This window comes from Pseudomonas sp. SLBN-26, assembly GCF_006715895.1.
GTDB classification, from domain to species: domain Bacteria; phylum Pseudomonadota; class Gammaproteobacteria; order Pseudomonadales; family Pseudomonadaceae; genus Metapseudomonas; species Metapseudomonas otitidis.
Genome location: NZ_VFOB01000001.1, coordinates 1,449,679 through 1,469,282, shown reverse-complemented (window position 1 = coordinate 1,469,282; position 19,604 = coordinate 1,449,679). Strand labels below are relative to the sequence as shown.

The following is a 19,604-nucleotide window of genomic DNA, read 5'->3' as shown; positions in this document are numbered from 1 at the left end:
ATGAAACGCATCCTCGACCCGCTGGACGAGCGGATACTGGCCGAGCTGACCGCCAATGCGCGGATCGCCCACGCCGAGCTGGGCACCAAGGTGAACCTGTCGCGCAACGCGGTGCGCCAGCGCATCGAGCGCCTGGAGCGCGACGGGGTCATCCAGGGCTACACCCTCAAGGTGGGTGAGGGGCGGCGTGCAGCGGCACTGATCAGCGCAGTGATCTTCGTCTACCGCCATGACCGCATGCGCGGTGAAGAGGTGCTGCGGGACCTGCGGGCCATTCCCGAGGTGACCCAGTGCGACGTGATGAGTGGCGAGTTCGACCTGATGCTGCGGGTCGAGGCCGCTACGCCGGATCGCGTCCATGGCGTCTGGCGGCAGATCGCCGGGATCCCCGGCGTGGCCAATACCGTCACCTCGTTCGTGCTTTCCGCCGTCATCTGACCCCCCTCGCTCCACGACCCGGGCCCCGGCACGCCACACGTGCCGGGGCCTTTTCGTCTGCGCCCGGTGCACGCCGCCGCGGCCCCAGGGGGCGGGCCGTGGGGCCGCTCCGGCACTGGGCAGAACGCCCAATGAATACAGCAGATTGGCCTATTCAACTGCCACAGGCCGGCTCTTAGGCTGACCCCATCGAGCAAACGCCGGATTGGAGGCACCTGATGACCGAATACAAGATCGCCCTCGTGGGCTTTGGTGGAGTGAACCGTGGCCTGGCCCGCCTGGTGGCCGAGCGCAACGGGGCCTGGCAGCGCGAGCTGGGCTTCAGCCTGAAGATCGTCGGGGTCACCGACCTGTTCCTCGGCTCTCTCATCGACCGCAACGGCCTCGACGCCGCCCAGCTGGCCAACCTGCCCGCCACCCAGGGGGCGCTGGCCAGCCTGCCGGGCGGCACCGCCGAGGCCTTCAACGAGGCCGTGATCAAGCAGTCCGGCGCGGACCTGATCGCCGAGGCCACCTTCACCAACCCGGTGGACGGCGAACCCGCCACCACCTTCTGCCGCTGGGCCCTGGAGAGCGGCAAGCACGTGGTCACCACCAACAAGGGGCCGATTGCCCTGCATGGCGCCGAGCTCAAGGCCCTGGCCAAGCGCAACGGCGTGGCCTTCGAGTACGAGGGCGCGGTGATGAGCGGCACCCCGGTGATCCGCATGGCACGACAGACCCTGGCGGGAGCCGGCATGGTCGGCTTCGAGGGCATCCTCAACGGCACCTCCAACTACGTGCTGACCCGCATGGAGGAAGGCCTCGGCTTCGACGAGGCGGTGGCCAAGGCCCAGGCACTGGGTTACGCCGAAGCCGACCCGACGGCGGACGTGGAAGGCCACGACGTGCGCCTGAAGGTGGTGATCCTCGCCAACGAGCTGCTGGATGCCCACCTCTCGGTGAGCGACGTCGCCTGCAGCGGCATCAGCGCCCTGACCCCGGCGGACCTGGCCCAGGCCCGGGAGGAGGGGGCTCGCTGGAAGCTCATCGGCTCTGCCCAGCGCCAGGCCGATGGCTCGGTGGCTGCGCGGGTGGAGGCCCGCAAGCTGGACCTCGGCCACCCGCTGGCCGGGATCAGCGGCGCCACCAACGCGGTGGCCTTCAACACCGAACTGCTGGGCGCGGTCACCGTGTCCGGACCGGGTGCCGGCCGTATCGAGACCGCCTTCGCGCTGCTCTCCGACATCGTCGCCCTCCATGCCACCCACGGCCGCCCGTAAGCCCAGGAGCCTGCCCATGACCGTTTCGTCCCTGGCCTTGGCCACCGCTGTCGAGCCCTCCGGCATCGACGTCCACAACCCCTTCGACGGCAGCCTCGTCGGCAGTGTGCCCTGCCTGGGCGCCGCCGATGTGCCGGCCCTGCTGGCCAGTGCCCGCGAGGGTGTGCGCCAGTGCGCGGCGCTGCCCCGGCACCGTCGCGCCGCCATCCTGGAGGAGGCCGCCCGCCGGGTGGAGCAGGAGGCCGCCGCCTTCGCCGCGCTGATCGTCGCCGAGGCTGGCAAGACCCTGCGCCAGGCTCAGAAGGAGGTGAAGCGCTGCATCAACACCCTCAAGCTTTCCGCCGAGGAGGCACGGCGCAATGCCGGCGAGGTGGTGCCCTTCGAATCCTACGAGGGCTCCGAGTCCCGCCAGGGCTGGTTCACCCGTGAACCCCTGGGGCTGATCGTCGCCATCACCCCCTACAACGACCCGCTCAACCTGGTGGCGCACAAGCTCGGGCCGGCCATCGCCGGGGGCAATGGCGTGCTGCTCAAGCCGTCCGAGCTGGCTCCGCTGTCGGCCTGCAAGCTGGTGGATTGCCTGCGCCAAGCGGGCCTGCCGGAGGCCGTGGTGACCATCGCCACCGGCGGCGCGGAACTGGGCAAGGCGCTGACCTCGGCCCGGGAGGTGCGGATGATTTCCTTCACCGGTGGTTTCGTCACCGGCGAGCACATCGCCCGCAATGCCGGCCTCAAGAAGCTGGCGATGGACCTGGGCGGCAACGCACCGGTCCTGGTGCTGGACGATTGCGAGCTGGAAGCCACCGTCGAATCCTGTGTCTCCGGTGCGTTCTGGGCCGCCGGGCAGAACTGCATCGGCACCCAGCGCCTGCTGGTGCAGGCCTCGATCTACGCCGAATTCCGTGAGCGCTTCGTCGCCCGTACCCGCGCGCTGGTGGTGGGGGACCCGGCCCGTGCCGAGAGCGACATGGGCCCGATGATCACCGAGCAGGCCGCCCGCACCACCGAACAGGTGGTGGCCGAAGCCCTCGCCGAGGGAGCGACCCTGCTGTGCGGCCAACGCTGCGAGGGAGCGCTGTATCACCCCACGGTGCTGGAAGGGGTGGACCATCGCAGCCGCCTGTGGCGCCAGGAAGTGTTCGCACCCGTGGTGGTGCTGGAGCCTTTCGAAACCCTGGAGGAGGCCGTGGCACTGGCCAACGAACCGGAGTACAGCCTGCACGCCGGCATCTTCACCCGCGACCTGCGTCGCGCCCTCTGGGCGGCCCGGCGCATCGAGGCCGGCGGCGTGATGATCAACGACTCCTCCGACTACCGCTTCGACGCCATGCCCTTCGGCGGCTTCAAGTACGGCAGCCTGGGCCGCGAGGGCGTGCGCTTCGCCTACGAGGACATGACGCAGCCCAAGGTGGTCTGCATCAACGACCTCAACTGAACCGTCAGGTGACGACCCTTTGCGGTCGTCCTTTGCACCGGACGACGCCGCTCGCCGCGCCGCCCGGTGCGTTTTTTTCAGGGAGCCTTGCATGATCACGCGATTCCACGAGGGCCCGCGCATGGCCCAGGCCGTTGCCTACGGGCCGTTCTTCGAGACGGCGGGCATCTGTGCCGACGACCCGACGCTGGACATCCGCGCCCAGGCGCGCCAGGCCCTGGCGCACATCGACGCCTTGCTGGCGGAGGCCGGCCTCGGTCGCCGGGACCTGGTGCGGGTGCAGGCCTGGCTGGCCGACTACCGCGACTTCGACGCCTTCAACGAGGTCTATGACGCCTGGCTGGCGGCAGGTCCGAAGCCGGTCCGTGCCTGTGTGGGCAGTGCCCTGGGCGGCTACGCGGTGGAGGTCCAGGTGCTGGCCTATCGACAGTCGCCCGGCGCCTAGCGGGAGGCGTGCCGTGACGCAGGGCACGGCGCGGTCACACCGGGGGAGGCCGGCAACACAAGGGGCAGGTATGCTTTCGCTCCTTGTGTTGCACACGCTCCCCCGAAAAGAACATGAAGAATGTCGCCGTCCTCGTGTACCCCGACGTGCTGATGCTGGATGTCTCCGGCCCGGTCGAGGTGTTCTCCATCGCCAATCGCTACCTGCCGCCCGAGCAGCAGTACCGGGTGTTCACCGTCAGCACCCGCGAGGCCATCGTGCGGGCCTCCAACGGCATGCGCCTGGTGGCGGACCACCTGCTGGACGATGCGCCCCGCGACCTGCACCTGCTGCTGGTTCCCGGTGGTCCCGGCGCTTACAACTTCGACCAGCCGGAGATGCTGCCCTGGCTGCGCGAAACCGTGGCGCGCACGCCCCGGCACGGCTCCATCTGCACCGGTGCGTTCATCCTCGGTGAGGCCGGGCTGCTGGACGAGCGTCGCGTCACCACCCACTGGAACTACACCGAACGCCTGGCGCGGCGCTTCCCCCGGGCCCAGGTCGAGGTGGACCGGATCTACCTGCAGGACGGGGAGCTGGTGACCTCCGGCGGCATCACCGCCGGCATCGACATGGCCCTGGCGATCCTCGCCGACGACCACGGCCGCAAGATCGCCGTGGACGTGGCCAAGGTGCTGCTGGTGGCCATGAAGCGCCAGGGCGGCCAGGCCCAGTTCAGCCCGCTGCTGGCAGAGGTGGCGCGGGAGGACACCCCCATCGCCCGTGCCCAGCGCCATGTGCTGGAACACCTGGCGGAAGACCTCAACGTCGAGACGCTGGCCGGGGTCGCCGGGCTCAGCAGCCGCCACTTCGCCCGGTTGTTCACCCGCGAGGTGGGCATGACCCCCACCGCGTTCATCCACGACGCGCGCATCGACCACGCCCGGCGCCTGCTGGAAAGCACCGACCTGCCGCTCAAGACCATCGCCTTCCGCAGCGGCTTCGGCAGCGTGCGCTGCATGCGCGAGCTGTTCACCGAACGCCTCGGGCTCACCCCCGCGCAGTACCGCCACCAGTTCGGCTAGTGGCCTCACCCGGGGCATGTCCGAATTACGCCCCTCGTTGTCCGCCTGGCTCCCCATGGTTTCGTTTTCGCCCGCAGGGCCGGGCGGCATCATGGCTTCCACGATTGCGCGCCGCCCTCCATCCCTTCCGGATGGGGCTTCGGCGTCGGCAGAAAAAGGGAGGAGGGGCCATGGAGACACAGGAGCAGGACCGCGCCCGCACGGCGATCCACCTGGCGCCCTGGCAGCTGCAACGGGCCAGGGAGTTGATCGCGGCCCACCTCGACCGTTCGCTGACGGTGGCCTGGCTGGCCCGTGAGTGCGGCCTGTCGCGTTGTCATTTCTCCCGCGCCTTCCAGGGCAGCACGGGGCTGTCGCCCCACCAGTGGCTGACCCGCGCGCGGCTGGACCGTGCCCGGCAGTTGCTGCTGGGCGAGCGCACCGTTGCCGAGGTGGCCCAGGCCTGCGGTTTCACCGACCAGGCGCACTTCGCCCGGGTGTTCGTCCGTCATGTGGGCACGCCGCCCAGCCAATGGCGGCTGGCGCGCCTGCGGGAGCAGAGCGGGGCGCGCATGAGCCGGGGCATCGAGCACCCGGCCCCGCGCCCGTCGCGGCTTACTTGCCGATCAGAGTGAAGTAGCTGGTCATCAGGTTGCGGTAGTTGGGGATGTGCTCGGAGAGCAGGTTGCCCAGCCCTTCGATGTCGTTGCGCCAGTCACGGTGCAGTTCGCAGGCGACGCTGAACCAGTTCATCAGCTGCACGCCGGCGGCGTTCATGCGCGCCCAGGCGGCCTGCTGCACGGTCTTGTCGAAGGTGCCCGAGGCATCGGTCACCACGAACACCTCGAAGCCTTCGGCAATGGCCGACAGCGCCGGGAAGGTCACGCACACGTCGGTCACCACGCCGGCGATGATCAGTTGCTTGCGCCCGGTCTTCTTCACGGCGGCGACGAAGTCCTCGTTGTCCCAGGCGTTGATCTGGCCGGGGCGGGCAATGTAGGGCGCATCGGGGAACTGGGCCTTAAGCTCGGGCACCAGCGGGCCGTTGGGACCCTGCTCGAAGCTGGTGGTGAGGATGGTCGGCAGGCCGAAGAACTTGGCGACGTCGCCCAGGGCCAGGACGTTGTTCTTGAAGTCGCTGGGGGTGAAGTCCTGCACCAGCGAGATCAGGCCGGACTGGTGGTCGATCAGCAGGACGACCGCATCGTCCTTGTTCAGGCGGTTGTAGGGCTTGGACATGGTGTTTCTCCTTGTGGCGGTGGCCCGCAGCGGGGCGATTGGGGCGCCGTATCACCCCCGGGTCGTCGGCGGGTGGGTACGGGCGCTGCCGCCACTATCGGTGAGCGCACAGGGCGTCGGCTTGCATCGATGTGCTCGATTGGGAAGGCGGGGGATCGACGGCGGCGGACGCGGGGAGGGCGGGTGTGCCCTGAGGCGGTTCCGGCGTTTTCCGGAAGCGTGCGGGGTGGGCTGAAAGGCCCGTTCCAGAGGGGTTGGATGGTTCGGGTGGCACGTCATTGAAGCAGGTGCGCGACACCCTGGCTTGTACATTTGTTCTTATTTCCGTATCGCGTGGTTAACGCTTGAGATGGGAATTTCTTTCATCTAGGTTGAAAAAGTTCCGCTGAAAAGCGGCCCTGTTTCCGCCTGTTCGACGACGAGTTGCCACCATGATCCGCCTGGGTGACGCCTGGATTTCGCTGGAGCGAAGAGAAGCCTTCCTGAACGGTGCTCCGGTGCGCCTGGGCAGCCGCGCCTTCGATGTGCTGGAAGCCCTGCTCGCCGCCCCCAACCGCCTGGTGACCAAGGCCGAGTTGCTGCAGGCGGCGTGGCCCGACCTGGTGGTGGAGGAGAACAACCTGCAGGTGCAGGTCTCGGCCCTGCGCAAGCACCTGGGCCTGGATGCGCGCCTGCTGGAAACGGTGCCGCGCCGGGGCTATCGCCTCAACCTGCAGGCAGCCGTGGTGGCGGTCGCCGAGCCGCCTGTCCGACCGGCGCCCGCTGCGCCGGTCGGGCGCGCCGACGTGCATGTCATCGACGACGAGCCGGCCGTGCGCACGGCGCTGGTCCGCCAGCTGCGCTCGGCGGGTATCGAAGCCACGGCCTATGCCTCGGCGCCCGAGTTCCTCGCCCGCTGCCCCTGTGATCGCCCCGGCTGCCTGCTGCTGGACGTGCGCCTGCGCGAGGGCAGCGGCTTCGACCTGCAGGGCGAGCTGGCCCGGCGCGGCGTGCCGTTGTCGGTGGTGTTCATGAGCGGCTTCGGCACCATCGACATGTCGGTCAAGGCCATGAAGGCCGGCGCCGAGGGCTTCCTCACCAAACCGGTGGACGAGGCCCAGTTGCTGGCGGCGGTGGGCGAGGCCATGGGCCGGGCTTGCATCCTCCACCAGCAGCGCCATGCCCGGCAGGCGGTGCAGGCGCGCTATGCCAGCCTCACCCCACGGGAGCGCGACGTGTTCCGGTTGCTGCTGGAGGGCCGCCAGAACCGCGACATCGCCCAGCAGCTCGGCCTGCAGGACGTGACGGTGAAGATGCATAAAAAGCACGTCATGACAAAACTCGGCGCGAGCAACCTGATACACCTGCTCGTGGCGGGCCGCACGCTGGGGATGCTGCCCCAGTTCGACCCGGTCGCCGAACCGGCCTGACCCGGCATGCACGCCGCCATCCCCTGTCCTCTGCCCAGGGCTAGCCATGAAGGTCGTGTGCGTCGTCGACGACGAACCCAAGGTCCGCAAGAGCCTCGACAACCTGTTGCGCTCGGTCGGTCTGCGCGCCGTGTGCTTCGAGTCCGGCGAGGCCTTCCTCGCCTCACGCTGGCCGCAGCAGGCCGATGCGCTGCTGCTCGATGTGCGCATGCCCGGCCTGAAGGGCGCTGAGGTGCAGGCGCTGCTGGTCGAGCGCGGCTGCCCGCTGCCGGTCATCTGCATGTCCGCCGAGGCGGGCGCGCAGGGCGCCGAGTCGGCCCTGGCCCGCGGCGCCCATGCCTTTCTCGCCAAGCCCTTCAGTGCCGAGGCGTTGCTGGCCGCGCTGGCCGGCCTGCCCGGGTGGGCTGCGTGAGCCCGCCGCCGCTGCTGCATGACCTGCCCGACGCCCTGGCCGCCTGCTTCGACGAGCATTGGCTGGCCCGTGTCGATTGGCAGCCCCTGGACCGCAACGGCGAGCTGAGCCGCTGGCGGGTGCGCGACAGCCGTACCGGCCGCCAGTGGCTGGTGGTGCGTGCAGGCCCCCAGGCCGCCCATTGGGAGCTGGCCGGGCTGGATCACGAATACGCACTCGGTTCGCGCCTGGACCCGGCCTGGGCGTTGCTGCCGGTGGCACGCCTGGGTGGCGCCGACGGCACCCTGCTGGTGCTGGACGACGACGCTGGCATGCCGCTCTCCCTCACCTGCCGCGAGCCCCTGGCGGTGGAGCCCTTCCTGCGCCTCGCCCTGGCCGCCGCCCAGGCGCTGGGCAAGGTCCATCGCAGCGGCCTGGCGCACCGCAACCTGTGCCCGGACAACCTGTTCCTGATGCCCGACGGGCGCATCCGCCTCACCGGCTTCGGCCAGGCCGGCGCCCTGGAAAACGCCGTTTCCGGGAGCCCGGCCCTCAACGATCGGCAACTGGCCTACCTGCCGCCGGAGCGCGACGGCACGCCCGAGGCCGACCTCTATGCCCTGGGGGTGTGCTTCTTCCAGTGGCTCACCGGGCGCTACCCCTTCGTCGCGGGCGACCCGCTGGAGTGGCAGCACCGCCATGCGGCCGTCGCCGCGCCCGCACCCTCGCAGTTGCGGCCCGGCGTGCCCGCCGCAGTGGATGCGCTGCTGGCCGCCATGCTGGCCAAGCAGGCCGACGCCCGGCCGCGCCAGGCGGCCCAGGTGGAGAGCGAACTGCGCCGTTGCCTGGAGGCCTGGCGCGAAGGCGCCGCGTTGCACCGGACGGCAGGCGGTGCCGCGTTGCTGGTGGCCCGTGAGGCCGAACTGGCGACCCTGGCCGCCGCCCGCGAACGCCTGCGCAAAGGGCAGGGCGGGGCCGTGCTGGTGGCGGGCGAGGCCGGCATCGGCAAGACCTCGCTGATGCGCCGCTTCCGCCGCGAGGAGGATGACGCCAGCGTGCTGTTCGCCAGCACCAAATGCGAACTGTCCCGCCGCCGCGCGCCCTACGAGGCCCTGGCCGGGCTGTTCGGCGGCCTGTGCGAGCGCCTGCTGGCCGAAACACCGACCCAGGCCCAGCGCTGGCGCGAACACCTGCAAGGCGTGGTGGGCACCCATGCCCAGCGGGTGGTGCGCCTCATTCCGCCGCTGGCGCCCTTGCTGGGGGATGGCCGGTTGCCGGCCGAGGCATTGCCGCCCAGCGAAGCGCGACGCTACCTGCACGGCGTGCTGCAACGGCTGCTGGGCGCCCTGGCCCGGCGGGAGCATCCGTTGCTGCTGTTCGTCGACGACCTGCAGTGGATCGACGAGGAGAGCCGCGACTTCCTCTGCGAGCTGGCCCCGTCGGCCTTCGACCACTGCCTGCTGGTGCTCGCCTACCGGCCTGCCGAATGCCGGGCGGGCAGCCTTGCCGCGCCGTTGCTGGCCGCATGCGAGGGGCTTGGCGAGCGCTGTGTGCGTATCGACCTGGCGCCCCTGGGCGCACGGGGCATCGGTGACCTGCTGGGCGCCGGTCTGAGCCTGCAGCCCGAGGTCCATGCCCGCCTGGCCGGGCACCTGGAGCAACAGGGGCACGGCAACCCGCTGTACCTCACCCAGTTCGCCGCCCTGTTGCGCGAGGCCGGCGATACGCCACTGATGGCCGACGGCCCGGTGGTGGACGTGGCCAGCCTGCTGGAGGTGCGCCTGCGGCGCCTGCCGGAGAGCACCCGGGAATTGCTGGGTGCGCTGGCCCTGCTGGGCAACCGCACGCCGCTGGACGAACTGGCCCAGGCCAGCGGCCTGCCCGCCGATACCGTGGCCCATCACCTGCACCCCGCGCGGGAGGCCGGCCTGCTGGAGGAACAGGCAGAAGGTCTGGCCTTCGCCCACGACGCCTTGCTGGAGTCGGTGCGCGGGCAACTGCCGGCGCAGCACCAGGCCGGCATGCACGCCGGCTTCGCCCGCCAGTTGCTGGCCGGGCTGGCCACGCAGGCCCCCGCTGCGGCGGTGTTCCGGGTGGCCGCCCAGGTGCTGCGGGTGACCCCGGCCACGCTGGATGCCGAGGACCGGCGCCGCTTCGTCGACCTGCTGCTGCGTGCCGCCTGCCTGGCCGCCGACGCCGTCGCCCCCGGCCCGCTGCTGGACTACCTGCACCAGGCCGGGGCCCTGCTGCAGGGGCTGGACGACCCGGCCCGTGCCCGCGAGGTGGAGCTGTTGCACGTCCACGGGCTCATTCTCGGCGCCGACTACCTGGCGGCCGATACCCGCCTGCAAGCGCGGCTGGCCGACACGGCGGATGCCCTGGAGCGCATCGCCCTGCAGCGCCTGCGGGTGGAGATCCACTGCCTGCGGGGTGACTACCCCGGTGCCCTTGCGTGTGTCGCCGCCGCCCTGGACGAGCGTGACGTGGTGTTCCCCTGTGCGCCCACGCCGGAGCAGGCCGCCGAAGCCTGGCAGGCCCTGCTGGCCGAACTGGACGGCCGTCCGCCGGCGTGCTTCGCCGAGCTGCCCGAGGCGCAGGATGCCGAGGCACTGGCGGTGATGGAGCTGTTGGCCGCGCTGGTGGTGCCCGGGTCGTTCATCCAGCCGAACCTGATGCTGCTGGCCACCGCGTGTATCGCCCGCATGGCCCTGCAGCACGGGCTCAGCACAGCGGCCGTGCAGGCCCTGGCGTGGCTCGGCGTGGCAGCGGCCGAGCGCTTCGAATGCCATGCCGAAGGCTTTGCCTTCAGTGCCGTGGCGCGGCGACTGGCGGAGCAGCCGGCCTACGCCGCCAGCCGTGTCTCGGCCCTGGTGGCGCTGGACCAGGTGAGCGTCTGGACCCAGTCGCTGCCCTTCGCCCTGGAATGCGCCGAGCAGGCCTACCGCGCCAGCCTGGCCCAGGGCTCGCCCAGCTTCGCCTGCTACGCCAACAACCACATCGTCTCGGACCTGCTGGTGCTGGGCGCCCCCATCGAACGCATGCTGGGGCAGATCGACAGCGGCCTGGAGCTGGCGCGCAACCTGGAGTTCCTCGACGCGCAGACCATCCTCCACGCCCAGGCCCGCTACATCCGCCGGCTGGCCGGGGAGGGCGGCGGCCACCTGCCGATCCCGGACGTGGAGATCCTGCGCCAGCGGGTGGCGTGGAGCCACATGGGCCCGCTGCGCTTCTGGTGGAGCCTGTTCGAAGGCCTGCTGGCCTTCCTCGAAGGGCAGCTGGAAGAGGCGGCCGTGCACCTGGACGCCGCCTGGGCGCTGACCTGGTCCGCGCCGGTGCACATCCACCAGATCGACCTGGCGATGTTCAGCGTGCTCAACCGCGCCGCCCTGCAGACCGCCACCGGCCGGCCGCAGGACTATGCCGAGCCGCTGCGCCGCCTGCGCCTGTGGGCGGGGCTGAACCCGCGCTATTTCGCCGACCGCCTGGCCCTGGCCGAGGCCGAGGTGGCCCGCGCCGAAGGCGACCCGGTGCGGGCGCTGCGCCTCTACGAGCGCGCCATCGCCTGTGCCGAAGCCTGCGGCGCCATCCACCTCAAGGGCCTGAGCCACGAGCTGGCGGCCCGTTGCCACGAAGCGCTGGAGTTGCCCGGCACCGCCCGTGAGCACCTGCGCCAGGCCCATGCCGCCTGGCGGCGCTGGGGCGCCCACACCCTGGCGGTGCAACTGGAGCAGGCCCACCCCTTCCTCTGCGAAGGCAGCAGCGTGGGGGATGGGCCCCGACCGGTTGCCGAGCAGCTGGACCGACTGTCCATCACCCGCGCCTGCCAGGCGCTGTCCCGCGAGATCGAGCCCGCCGCGCTGATCGAGACGCTGCTGGCCAACGCCGCGATGCACGCCGGTGCCGGCTACGTCGCGCTGCTGCTCCACGAGGGGGGGAACTTGCACGTGGAAGCCTGCGGCCAGGCCGACCACGACGGGGTGACGGTGCGCCTGCAGCCCGAGGCGGAGGCCGCCCGGCTGGCGCCCCTGGGCCTGGTGCGCGAGGCCCTGGAACGGCGCGAACCGGTGCTGGTGGAAGGCCCCTACGCCCTGCGCTGCTACACCGGTGACCCCTACCTGGGGCAGTTGGAGAACGGCACCGTGCTGTGCCTGCCGCTGCTCAAGCAGCGCGAGGTGGTGGGCGCGCTGTACCTGGAGAACCGCCTCACCACCGGCGCCATCGACCCGGCTCGCATCGACCTGCTGGCGTTGCTGGCGGCCCAGGCGGCGATTTCCCTCAGCCATGCCCGGCTCTATGGCGACCTGCTGGCGGAGAACCGCCGGCGCCGCGACAGCGAGAGCACCCTGCGGCGTACCCAGGCGCTGCTGGCCCTGGGGCAGGAGGTGAGCCGCTACGGCACCTTCGTCTGGCGGGTGGGGCGGGAGCCGTCGTTCTGGTCCGCCGCGCTGGTGGCCGAACTGCGCCTGGAAGCCCCGGCCGACGGCGCCTACCTCAGCCAGCCCGGCGCCCTGGTGCATGCCGACGACCGTGCGCGCTTCGGCCAGGCCCTGGAAACCGCCCTGGCCGAGCGGCAGGGCGCGCGCCTGGAGTTCCGCAGCGTCTCCATGGACGGTTCGCCGCGCTATCTGGAGCTGGTGCTGGAGCCCGCCGAGCACGAGACCTTCATCGGCGTGGTCTCCGACGTGACCGAGCGGCGTCGCACCGAAGCCGAGCTGCGTGCGGCGCGCAGCGAGCTGGACCGCACCTCCCAGGCCACCATCCTCGGCGAGCTGGCAGCCTCCATCTCCCACGAGATCAACCAGCCCCTGGCCGCCATTCTTTCCAATGCCGGCGCCAGCATCCGCTGGCTGGAGCGCGACTCGCCCTCGGTGGAGGAGGCCCTGGAGGGCCTGCGCGACATCCTCGCCGAATGCCGTCGCGCTGCCGACATCGTCCGTGCCACCCGCGCCCTGGCCCGCCAGGCACCGAGCCAGCGGCGCCCCCTGGCGTTGGCCAAGGTCATCCGCCAGGTGCTGGCGATCACCCGCGCCGAGCTGGACGACAAGCACGTGGACGTCAGCCTGCGCCTGGCCAGCGGCGTCACCGTCGAGGGCGACGCCATCCAGCTGCAGCAGGTGATGCGCAACCTGATCCAGAACGCCGTGGAGGCCATGCAGTGCCAGCCACCCAGCACCCGTCGGCTGGTGCTGGAGAGCCAGGTCCTCGGCAGCGAGGTGCTGGTGCTGGTGGAAGACAGCGGTCCGGGCGTGGCCGAGGAAGCCCAGGGGCGCATCTTCCAGGCCTTCTTCAGCACCAAGGCCAGCGGCATGGGCATGGGGCTGGCCATCTGCGAGTCGATCCTCTGCGCCCATGGTGGTCGGCTCGGCGCGACCCGTGGCCGGCGCGGCGAGAGCCTGTTCTTCTTCACCCTGCCGCTGGCGGCCGGGTGAGGGCGGTTTAAGGGTTTTTCAGGTTCGCCAAAGGACGCCCCGGCTGCTGCCGGGCGAGGCTCTGCCCATCCCCAAGGAGAGCCGCCATGACCGCACTGACGCTCGTCGCCGACACCGCCCTGGATGCCGAAACCTACCGCCTGACCCAACGCCTGCAGTCCGCCCTGGAGGGCACGCCCCAAGGCGATGGCTCGGTGCTTTCGTCCCTCAGCCGGCAGCTCTGCGACCACCTGCTGGCGCGCTACCGGGGCGCCGAGCGCACCTCTGGTGAACGGGCCGCGCTGTCGCCCTGGCAGGAGAAGCGGGCCAAGGAGATCCTCGCCCGCAGCCTGCACAGCCGCCTGCTGATCGCCGACGTGGCACAGCAGTGCGCCATGTCCCGCAGCCACTTCTCCCGCGCGTTCAAGAAGACCACCGGCCTCTCGCCCCAGGAGTGGACCCTGGACCTGCGCGTGCGCACCGCGAAGCAGCTGCTGGCCGAGGACCGCCTGTCCATCGCCCAGGTCAGCCTGGAATGCGGCTTCGCCGACCAGGCCCATTTCAGCCGCACCTTCAGCCGCCTGGTGGGCATGACGCCCAAGCACTGGCGCCAGCTCAATCGCGAGCAGGCCCGCGCCTGACTGCCTTCAGGGATATGGCCCTGGGGATAGGGTGGCGGTTCACGTCCGTTGCCGCCGGCCCTTGCGGGGTTCGGGTTGCGGTGGCTCCCCGGTCTCGCGCCAGCGCCTGAGCAGCATTTCGATGAACAGCTCGGCGGTGCTGGAAAGCGGCTCGCCGTCGCGGCGGACCAGGCCGATGGTGCGTTCGATATGCGGGGGTGGCAGGTCCCGTGAGCAGAGGTTCTCGTGCTCGGCGTCGGGCATCGCCATGCGCGGCAGGATGGCCACGCCGAGGCCGCTCTCCACCAGGCCCAGGGAGGTGGACAGGTGCTGCACCTCGTAGAAGCCGTTGAGGCGGATGCCGTGGCCGGAGAGGGCGCTGTCCAGCAGCATGCGGTTGCCGCTGTCGCGGCTGACGGTGATCAGCCGGACGTTCTGCAGGTCCGGCCAGCCCACTTCCGGTAGCGCGGCCAGCGGGTGGTCGCTGCGCATGGCGAGGACGAAGGGGTCCCGCAGCAGCGGGGTGAAGCTCACGTCCGGGTGCTGGGCGCTGATCATGTTGATGCCGAAATCGGCGTCGCCGCTCACCACCCGTTCCAGCCCTTCGTTGGCACTGACGTCGAGGATGCGGATGCGGATGCCCGGATAGGCCTCGTTGAACACGCGGATGACACTGGGCAGGAAGTAGAACGCTGCGGTGGGAATGCAGGCGATGGTGACGGTGCCCTTCTGGTGGGTCTTCAGCTCGCGGATGCCCTGCAGCGACGACTCGTAGTCCTCCAGCATGCGCCGTGCACGGGGCAGGTAGTCCTTGCCCACTTCGGTCAGCCAGGTGCGCCGTGTGGTGCGCTCCAGCAGCTTGGCGCCGAGGGTTTCCTCCAGCTTCTGCAAACGGCGGGAGAGGGCGGGCTGGGACAGGTGCAGGGCCTGGGCGGCTTCCTGGAAGGACTGTGATTCGGCCACCCGGACGAAGGCGGCGAGGTCAAGGAACTCTATTCGATGCATGAAAAATCAGCCCGTTTGCTGGTTTGTGCATTAATCCGATTTGGTTATTTATCGGGGTCGATATTTGCATTTGAAGCATTAAAACGGCGCTGACAAGCTCTGTCCATCGTTGAAACGGTCATGGGTTAGACCAAGATGATGAACAGCATCCCCTGCATGATCATGCGCGGCGGCACCTCCCGCGGCCCCTTCATCCACATGAACGACCTGCCCGAATCCGTCGAGGCGCGGACCGAGGTCCTGCTCGACCTGATGGGCTCCGGCCACCCGCTCCAGGTGGACGGTATCGGCGGCGGCAACTCGCTCACCAGCAAGGTGGCCATCGTCGGCCGCTCCTCCCGGCAGGACGCTGACGTGGACTACCTGTTCGCCCAGGTGGACGTCATCGAGCGCCGGGTCGACTACACCCCCAACTGCGGCAACATGCTTTCTGCCGTCGGCCCCTTCGCTATCGAGACCGGCCTGGTGGCGCCGACCTACGGCGAGACGCGGGTGCGGGTGTTCAACCTCAACACCCAGCGCATCATCGAGTGCGTCGTGCCGACGCCCCGTGGCCGGGTGGAGTACGAGGGCGAAACCTGCATCAGCGGCGTGCCGGGCCGCGCGGCGGGGATCCGCCTGAGCTTCCTCGACGTGGCCGGTGCCAAGACCGGTGCGCTGCTGCCCACCGGCCAGGCCCTGGAGTGGATCGACGGGGTGGAGGTCAGCTGCATCGACGCCGCCACGGCAACGGTGCTGATCCGCGCCGCTGACCTGGGGGTGGACGGCCATGCCGACCCCGCCGTGCTGGATGCCGACGGGGCGCTGCTCGCGCGGCTGGAACGCATCCGCCTGGAAGCCGGCCGGCGCATGGGCATGGGCGACGTGAGCGGCTCGGTCCTGCCCAAGCCCATCCTCCTGAGCCCCGCCCGCCACGGCGACGCCACCCTCTGCGCCCGCTACTTCGTGCCCCAGCGCTGCCACAAGGCGCTGGCGGTGACGGGGGCCATCGCCCTGGGCGCGGCGGTCAACGTACCGGGCAGCCTCGCCCAGCGCCTGGCCCTGGACAGCGGCCGTACCGAAGCGGGGAGGACGCTGGAGGCGGTGCGCATCGAGCACCCCGCCGGCCACCTCGACCTGCAGGTCGAGCTGCGCGGCGGCAATCCCCTGGATATCGCCCGCGTCTCACTGATCCGGACGGCCCGCAAGATCATGGACGGGCGCCTGTTCTACCGCCTTCCAGAGGCCCTGCACTGACCGCCGGGCCTCACCTCCCACCCCCGACATAACAAACACAAGACGGGTAGCCGACATGCATGCCACAGCCTTCGCACACCCCTTCCGATCCAGCCGGCCACTGCGGCCGTATCCCGACGCGACAGCCTGACGGGCCCTTGCCCGCTCCCTCGATCAGCGGCTTCATGGCGGGCGGTTCGCGCCGCCCGCCCGAGGCAGGAACCTAATAACTACAAGAGTCCAACGCCATGCTTTCTCTGCTCGGTTTGTCCATGGTGGTCGTGTTCACCTACCTGATCATGACCAAACGCCTTTCCCCGGTCGTGGCCCTGACCCTGGTCCCCATTGCCTTCGCGCTCGCCGGCGGCTTCGCCCCCGAACTCGGCAAGATGATGCTCGACGGTCTGAAGACAGTCGCCCCTTCGGCCGCGCTGCTGCTCTTCGCCATCCTGTTCTTCGGCATCATGATCGACGCCGGGCTGTTCGACCCGCTGATCCGCCGCATCCTCCAGACGGTCAACGGCAACCCGGTGAAGATCGCCATCGGCACCGCATTGCTGTCGCTCATGGTCGCCCTGGACGGCGACGGCACCACCACCTACATGATCACCGTCGCCGCCATGCTGCCGCTGTACCGGCGCATCGGCATGAACCCGCTGGTCCTGGCCTGCATCGCCATGCTCTCCCTCAGCATCATGAGCGGCATGAGCCCCTGGGGCGGTCCCGCCACCCGTGCCATCGCGGTGCTCGGGCTGGATGCCAGCGCGTACTTCATCCCCATGCTACCGACCATGGTCGGCGGGGCGCTGTGGGTGGTGTTCACCGCCTGGATACTGGGGCGCCGCGAGCTGAAGCGCATCGGCAGCGTGCACCTGAAGACCGGCGGCGACGATTGCTACATCAAGGCCATCCTGGCGGACAGCCCGCACAAGCGGCCGCGCCGCATCCTGCTGAACCTGCTGCTGGTGATCGGGGTGATGACCGCCCTGGTCATGGGGCTGATGAACGCGGCGGTGCTGTTCATGCTCGGCTTCGTGGTGGCGCTGATGGTCAACTACCCGCGCCTCGAAGAGCAGAAGGAGCGCATCCTCGCCCACTCGGGCAATGCGATGACCGTGGTGCTGCTGGTGTTCGCCGCCGGTGTGTTCGCCGGGATCTTCTCCGGCACCCAGATGGTCGATGCCCTGGCCAACTCCCTGGTGCAGATGATCCCCGCCAGCTGGGGCCGGATCTTCCCGCTGGTGGTCGCCATCACCAGCATGCCGCTGACCTTCGTCCTCTCCAACGACGCCTACTACTTCGGCATGGTGCCCATCCTGGCTCAGGCGGCCTCGGCCTACGGCATCGATCCGGTGGAGATCGCCCGCGCCTCGGTGCTGGGCCAGCCGGTGCACCTGATGAGCCCCCTGGTCGCCTCCACCCTGCTGCTGATCGGCATGGTCGACCGGGACATCGGCGACTTCCAGCGCTTCACCCTGAAGTGGGCGGTGCTGACCTCGCTGGTCATCACCGCACTGGCCCTGCTCAGCGGCGCCATCAGCCTGGTCGCCTGAGCCTTCCCGTCCGTCAGCGTCCCGCCCCCCCTTCCGGGAGCGGGCGATTTCCCACCTGCGAGGTGCACCATGTCCCCCCATCACGCCCTGCGCCGCAGCGGCGCGGTACTCGCCTGCGTGGCCGCCGCGCTTGCACCCGAGGCCGTTGCCGAGGGCTTCTTCGCCGACAGCAAGGCCACCCTGCAACTGCGCAACCTCTACTTCAACGACGACTTCAAGGACGAGTCCGGGATGTCGCCCCGGGCCGCTGCCAGCGCCCAGTCCCGCCGCGAGGAGTGGGCCCAGGGATTCCTGCTGGACGCCCAGTCCGGCTATACGCCAGGCCCGCTGGGGTTCGGCTTCGACGCCCTCGGCCTGCTGGGCGTCAGGCTGGACTCCGGACGCGGACGGGCCGGTACCGGGCTGCTGCCGCGCCATGACGATGGCCGGGCGGCGGACGAGTTCTCCAGTCTGGGCCTCACCGCCAAGGCGCGCCTGGGCGGAACCACCCTCCGGCACGGCACCCTGCAACCCAGGCTGCCGGTACTGGTGCGCAACGATGCCCGCCTGCTGCCGCAGACCTTCGAGGGCACCCAGGTGTCCAGCGTCGACATCCCCGGCCTCAGCCTCACCGCCGGCTACCTGAGGGAGGGCCGCCAGCGCGATTCCAGCGACGACCGCCCCCTCACGGCCGATGGCTACGGCGGCGACCGGGGCGAGGGCTTCTGGTTTGCCGGCGCCGACTACAAGGTCGGCAAGCCGCTGGTGCTCAGCTACTACCTGGGCGAGCTGGAGGCCTTCTATCGCCAGCACTACCTGGGGCTGGTGCACACCCTGTCCCTGGGGCCCGGCAGCCTGACCAGCGACCTGCGCTACTTCCGCAGCCGCGATGTCGGGCAGGCCCGCAACGGCGAGCTGGACAACCACATGCTCAGCGCCCTGCTGACCTACAGCGTCGATGGCCATGCCCTGAGCGCCGGCTACCAGCGCCTGAATGGGGAAGGGGGCTTGCCCTTCGTCGAAGGCGCCACCGTCTACAGCTTCAGCAATGCCGGGGTGGGCAAGTTCGTCGAGGAGGACGAACGCACCTGGATGCTCGGCTACGCCTACGACTTCGCCGCCCTTGGCGCGCCGGGGCTGAGTGCCGGCCTGCGCTACTTCAAGGGACGGGATGGAACCACCGTGCTGCGGGGGGCCGAGGTGGCGGCCAATGAGAGGGAGCGTGACCTCGACCTGGCCTATGTGGTGCAGACGGGCGCCCTCAAGGGGCTGGGCCTCAAGTGGCGACACATCGCCTACCGCTCCAGCTACAGCCGCGACCGCGACAACAACCGGCTCTACCTGACCTACGACATCGCCCTCTGGTAGGGCCGGATGCTGCGTGCCCAGCGGACCACCCGGGCGCTCGGACGGGCGCCCTGCAACCCAAGGAGATACCCCTGATGGACTGGCTGACACAGCCTGAGTTCTGGATGGCCCTGGCGCAGATCGTCGCCATCGACATCCTGCTGGGCGGCGACAACGCCGTGGTCATCGCCCTGGCCTGCCGCCACCTGCCCGAGGCACAGCGTCGCCGGGCGATCCTCGGCGGCGTGGCGGGTGCCATCGCATTACGCATCCTGCTGCTGTTCTTCGCCCTGCAACTGCTCGCCTTGCCCTTCCTCAAGCTGGTCGGGGCGCTGATGCTGCTGTGGATCGGCATCAAGCTGCTGCAGCCCGAGCCGGAGGCCGCCCACGAGGTGGCGGCCGGCACCGGTTTGTTCAGTGCCATCAGGACCGTCATCGTCGCCGACGCGGTGATGAGCCTGGACAACGTGCTGGCCGTGGCCGGTGCGGCCGGTGGCAACCTGCTGCTGGTGAGCCTGGGCGTGCTGATCAGCATCCCCATCATCGTCTGGGGCAGCCAGCTCGTCCTGCGCCTGCTGGATCGCTACCCCCAGGTGGTGCTGCTGGGCGGCGGCCTGCTGGGCTGGATTGCCGGCGGCATGCTGGTGACGGATGTGGCCCTGGCCGGCTGGTTGCCCGAGGCCGCCTGGGTCCGGCCGCTGGCATCCGCCTCCGCTGCCGCGCTGGTCATCGCCTGCGGGCTGCTGGTGGGCTGCCGGCAACCGACCGTCCCGGCTGAGGGTGGGCAGGCCGACCCCGAGGGCTGAGGTGCTGGG

At 70.2% G+C, this 19,604-nt stretch carries 16 protein-coding genes; 14 read left to right on the top strand and 2 right to left on the bottom strand.

Annotated features, from left to right (window positions below; translation table 11 throughout):
• From FBY21_RS06720 to FBY21_RS06695, 6 genes are all read left to right on the top strand, one after another.
• The gene (locus tag FBY21_RS06720; protein WP_044403893.1) at positions 1-438 is read left to right on the top strand and encodes an Lrp/AsnC family transcriptional regulator; all 438 of its coding nucleotides are present in this window, start codon (positions 1-3) and stop codon (positions 436-438) included.
• 218 nt (positions 439-656) lie between these two features.
• Positions 657-1,700 carry a homoserine dehydrogenase gene (locus tag FBY21_RS06715; protein ID WP_142009706.1) on the top strand — a complete coding sequence of 348 codons (1,044 nt, stop codon included), beginning with the start codon at positions 657-659 and terminating at the stop codon, positions 1,698-1,700.
• A 16-nt stretch (positions 1,701-1,716) separates the two neighbouring features.
• Positions 1,717-3,135, top strand: a complete 1,419-nt coding sequence (locus tag FBY21_RS06710) for an aldehyde dehydrogenase family protein (RefSeq protein ID WP_142009704.1) — start codon at positions 1,717-1,719, stop codon at positions 3,133-3,135.
• A 91-nt stretch (positions 3,136-3,226) separates the two neighbouring features.
• The gene (locus FBY21_RS06705; RefSeq protein ID WP_074971255.1) at positions 3,227-3,580 is read left to right on the top strand and encodes a RidA family protein; all 354 of its coding nucleotides are present in this window, start codon (positions 3,227-3,229) and stop codon (positions 3,578-3,580) included.
• Positions 3,581-3,693: 113 nt separating this feature from the next.
• Complete coding sequence (locus FBY21_RS06700; RefSeq protein WP_142009703.1) at positions 3,694-4,644, top strand: GlxA family transcriptional regulator; 951 nt, start codon at positions 3,694-3,696, stop codon at positions 4,642-4,644.
• 170 nt (positions 4,645-4,814) lie between these two features.
• The gene (locus tag FBY21_RS06695) at positions 4,815-5,258 is read left to right on the top strand and encodes a helix-turn-helix domain-containing protein (protein WP_160158572.1); all 444 of its coding nucleotides are present in this window, start codon (positions 4,815-4,817) and stop codon (positions 5,256-5,258) included.
• On the opposite strand, the gene ycaC is transcribed toward FBY21_RS06695, so the two are convergent.
• Entirely contained in the window at positions 5,239-5,862 is a 624-nt protein-coding gene (gene ycaC, locus FBY21_RS06690; RefSeq protein ID WP_074971261.1) for an isochorismate family cysteine hydrolase YcaC, read from the bottom strand. The genes FBY21_RS06695 and ycaC overlap by 20 nt on opposite strands.
• 431 nt (positions 5,863-6,293) lie before the next feature.
• Here ycaC and FBY21_RS06685 point away from each other — a divergent pair, with 431 nt between their 5' ends.
• From FBY21_RS06685 to FBY21_RS06670, 4 genes are all read left to right on the top strand, one after another.
• Complete coding sequence (locus FBY21_RS06685; protein ID WP_142009697.1) at positions 6,294-7,271, top strand: response regulator; 978 nt, start codon at positions 6,294-6,296, stop codon at positions 7,269-7,271.
• A 55-nt stretch (positions 7,272-7,326) separates the two neighbouring features.
• Positions 7,327-7,683, top strand: coding sequence for a response regulator (locus FBY21_RS06680; RefSeq protein ID WP_142016308.1), 357 nt, complete (start codon positions 7,327-7,329; stop codon positions 7,681-7,683).
• Entirely contained in the window at positions 7,680-13,091 is a 5,412-nt protein-coding gene (locus tag FBY21_RS06675; protein WP_142009695.1) for an AAA family ATPase, read from the top strand. The genes FBY21_RS06680 and FBY21_RS06675 overlap by 4 nt, the downstream gene beginning before the upstream one ends.
• An 86-nt stretch (positions 13,092-13,177) precedes the next feature.
• A complete protein-coding gene (locus FBY21_RS06670; protein WP_142009693.1) occupies positions 13,178-13,711 on the top strand; it encodes an AraC family transcriptional regulator in 534 nt (177 codons plus the stop codon).
• Positions 13,712-13,750: 39 nt separating this feature from the next.
• On the opposite strand, the gene FBY21_RS06665 is transcribed toward FBY21_RS06670, so the two are convergent.
• The gene (locus FBY21_RS06665; RefSeq protein ID WP_074971267.1) at positions 13,751-14,695 is read right to left on the bottom strand and encodes a LysR family transcriptional regulator; all 945 of its coding nucleotides are present in this window, start codon (positions 14,693-14,695) and stop codon (positions 13,751-13,753) included.
• Positions 14,696-14,833: 138 nt separating this feature from the next.
• Between FBY21_RS06665 and FBY21_RS06660 the strand changes: the two genes are divergently transcribed.
• The 4 genes from FBY21_RS06660 to FBY21_RS06645 all read left to right on the top strand — a co-directional run bounded on the left by FBY21_RS06660 (position 14,834) and on the right by FBY21_RS06645 (position 19,595).
• The gene (locus tag FBY21_RS06660; RefSeq protein WP_222119517.1) at positions 14,834-15,931 is read left to right on the top strand and encodes a 4-oxalomesaconate tautomerase; all 1,098 of its coding nucleotides are present in this window, start codon (positions 14,834-14,836) and stop codon (positions 15,929-15,931) included.
• A gap of 227 nt (positions 15,932-16,158) precedes the next feature.
• A complete protein-coding gene (locus tag FBY21_RS06655) occupies positions 16,159-17,463 on the top strand; it encodes a CitMHS family transporter (RefSeq protein ID WP_142009689.1) in 1,305 nt (434 codons plus the stop codon).
• Between the two features lie 69 nt (positions 17,464-17,532).
• Positions 17,533-18,810 (top strand): OprD family porin, encoded by a 1,278-nt coding sequence (locus FBY21_RS06650; RefSeq protein ID WP_142009687.1) that lies wholly within the window; start codon positions 17,533-17,535, stop codon positions 18,808-18,810.
• A gap of 71 nt (positions 18,811-18,881) precedes the next feature.
• The gene (locus FBY21_RS06645) at positions 18,882-19,595 is read left to right on the top strand and encodes a TerC family protein (RefSeq protein WP_174244753.1); all 714 of its coding nucleotides are present in this window, start codon (positions 18,882-18,884) and stop codon (positions 19,593-19,595) included.
• The last annotated feature ends 9 nt before the right edge of the window (positions 19,596-19,604 follow it).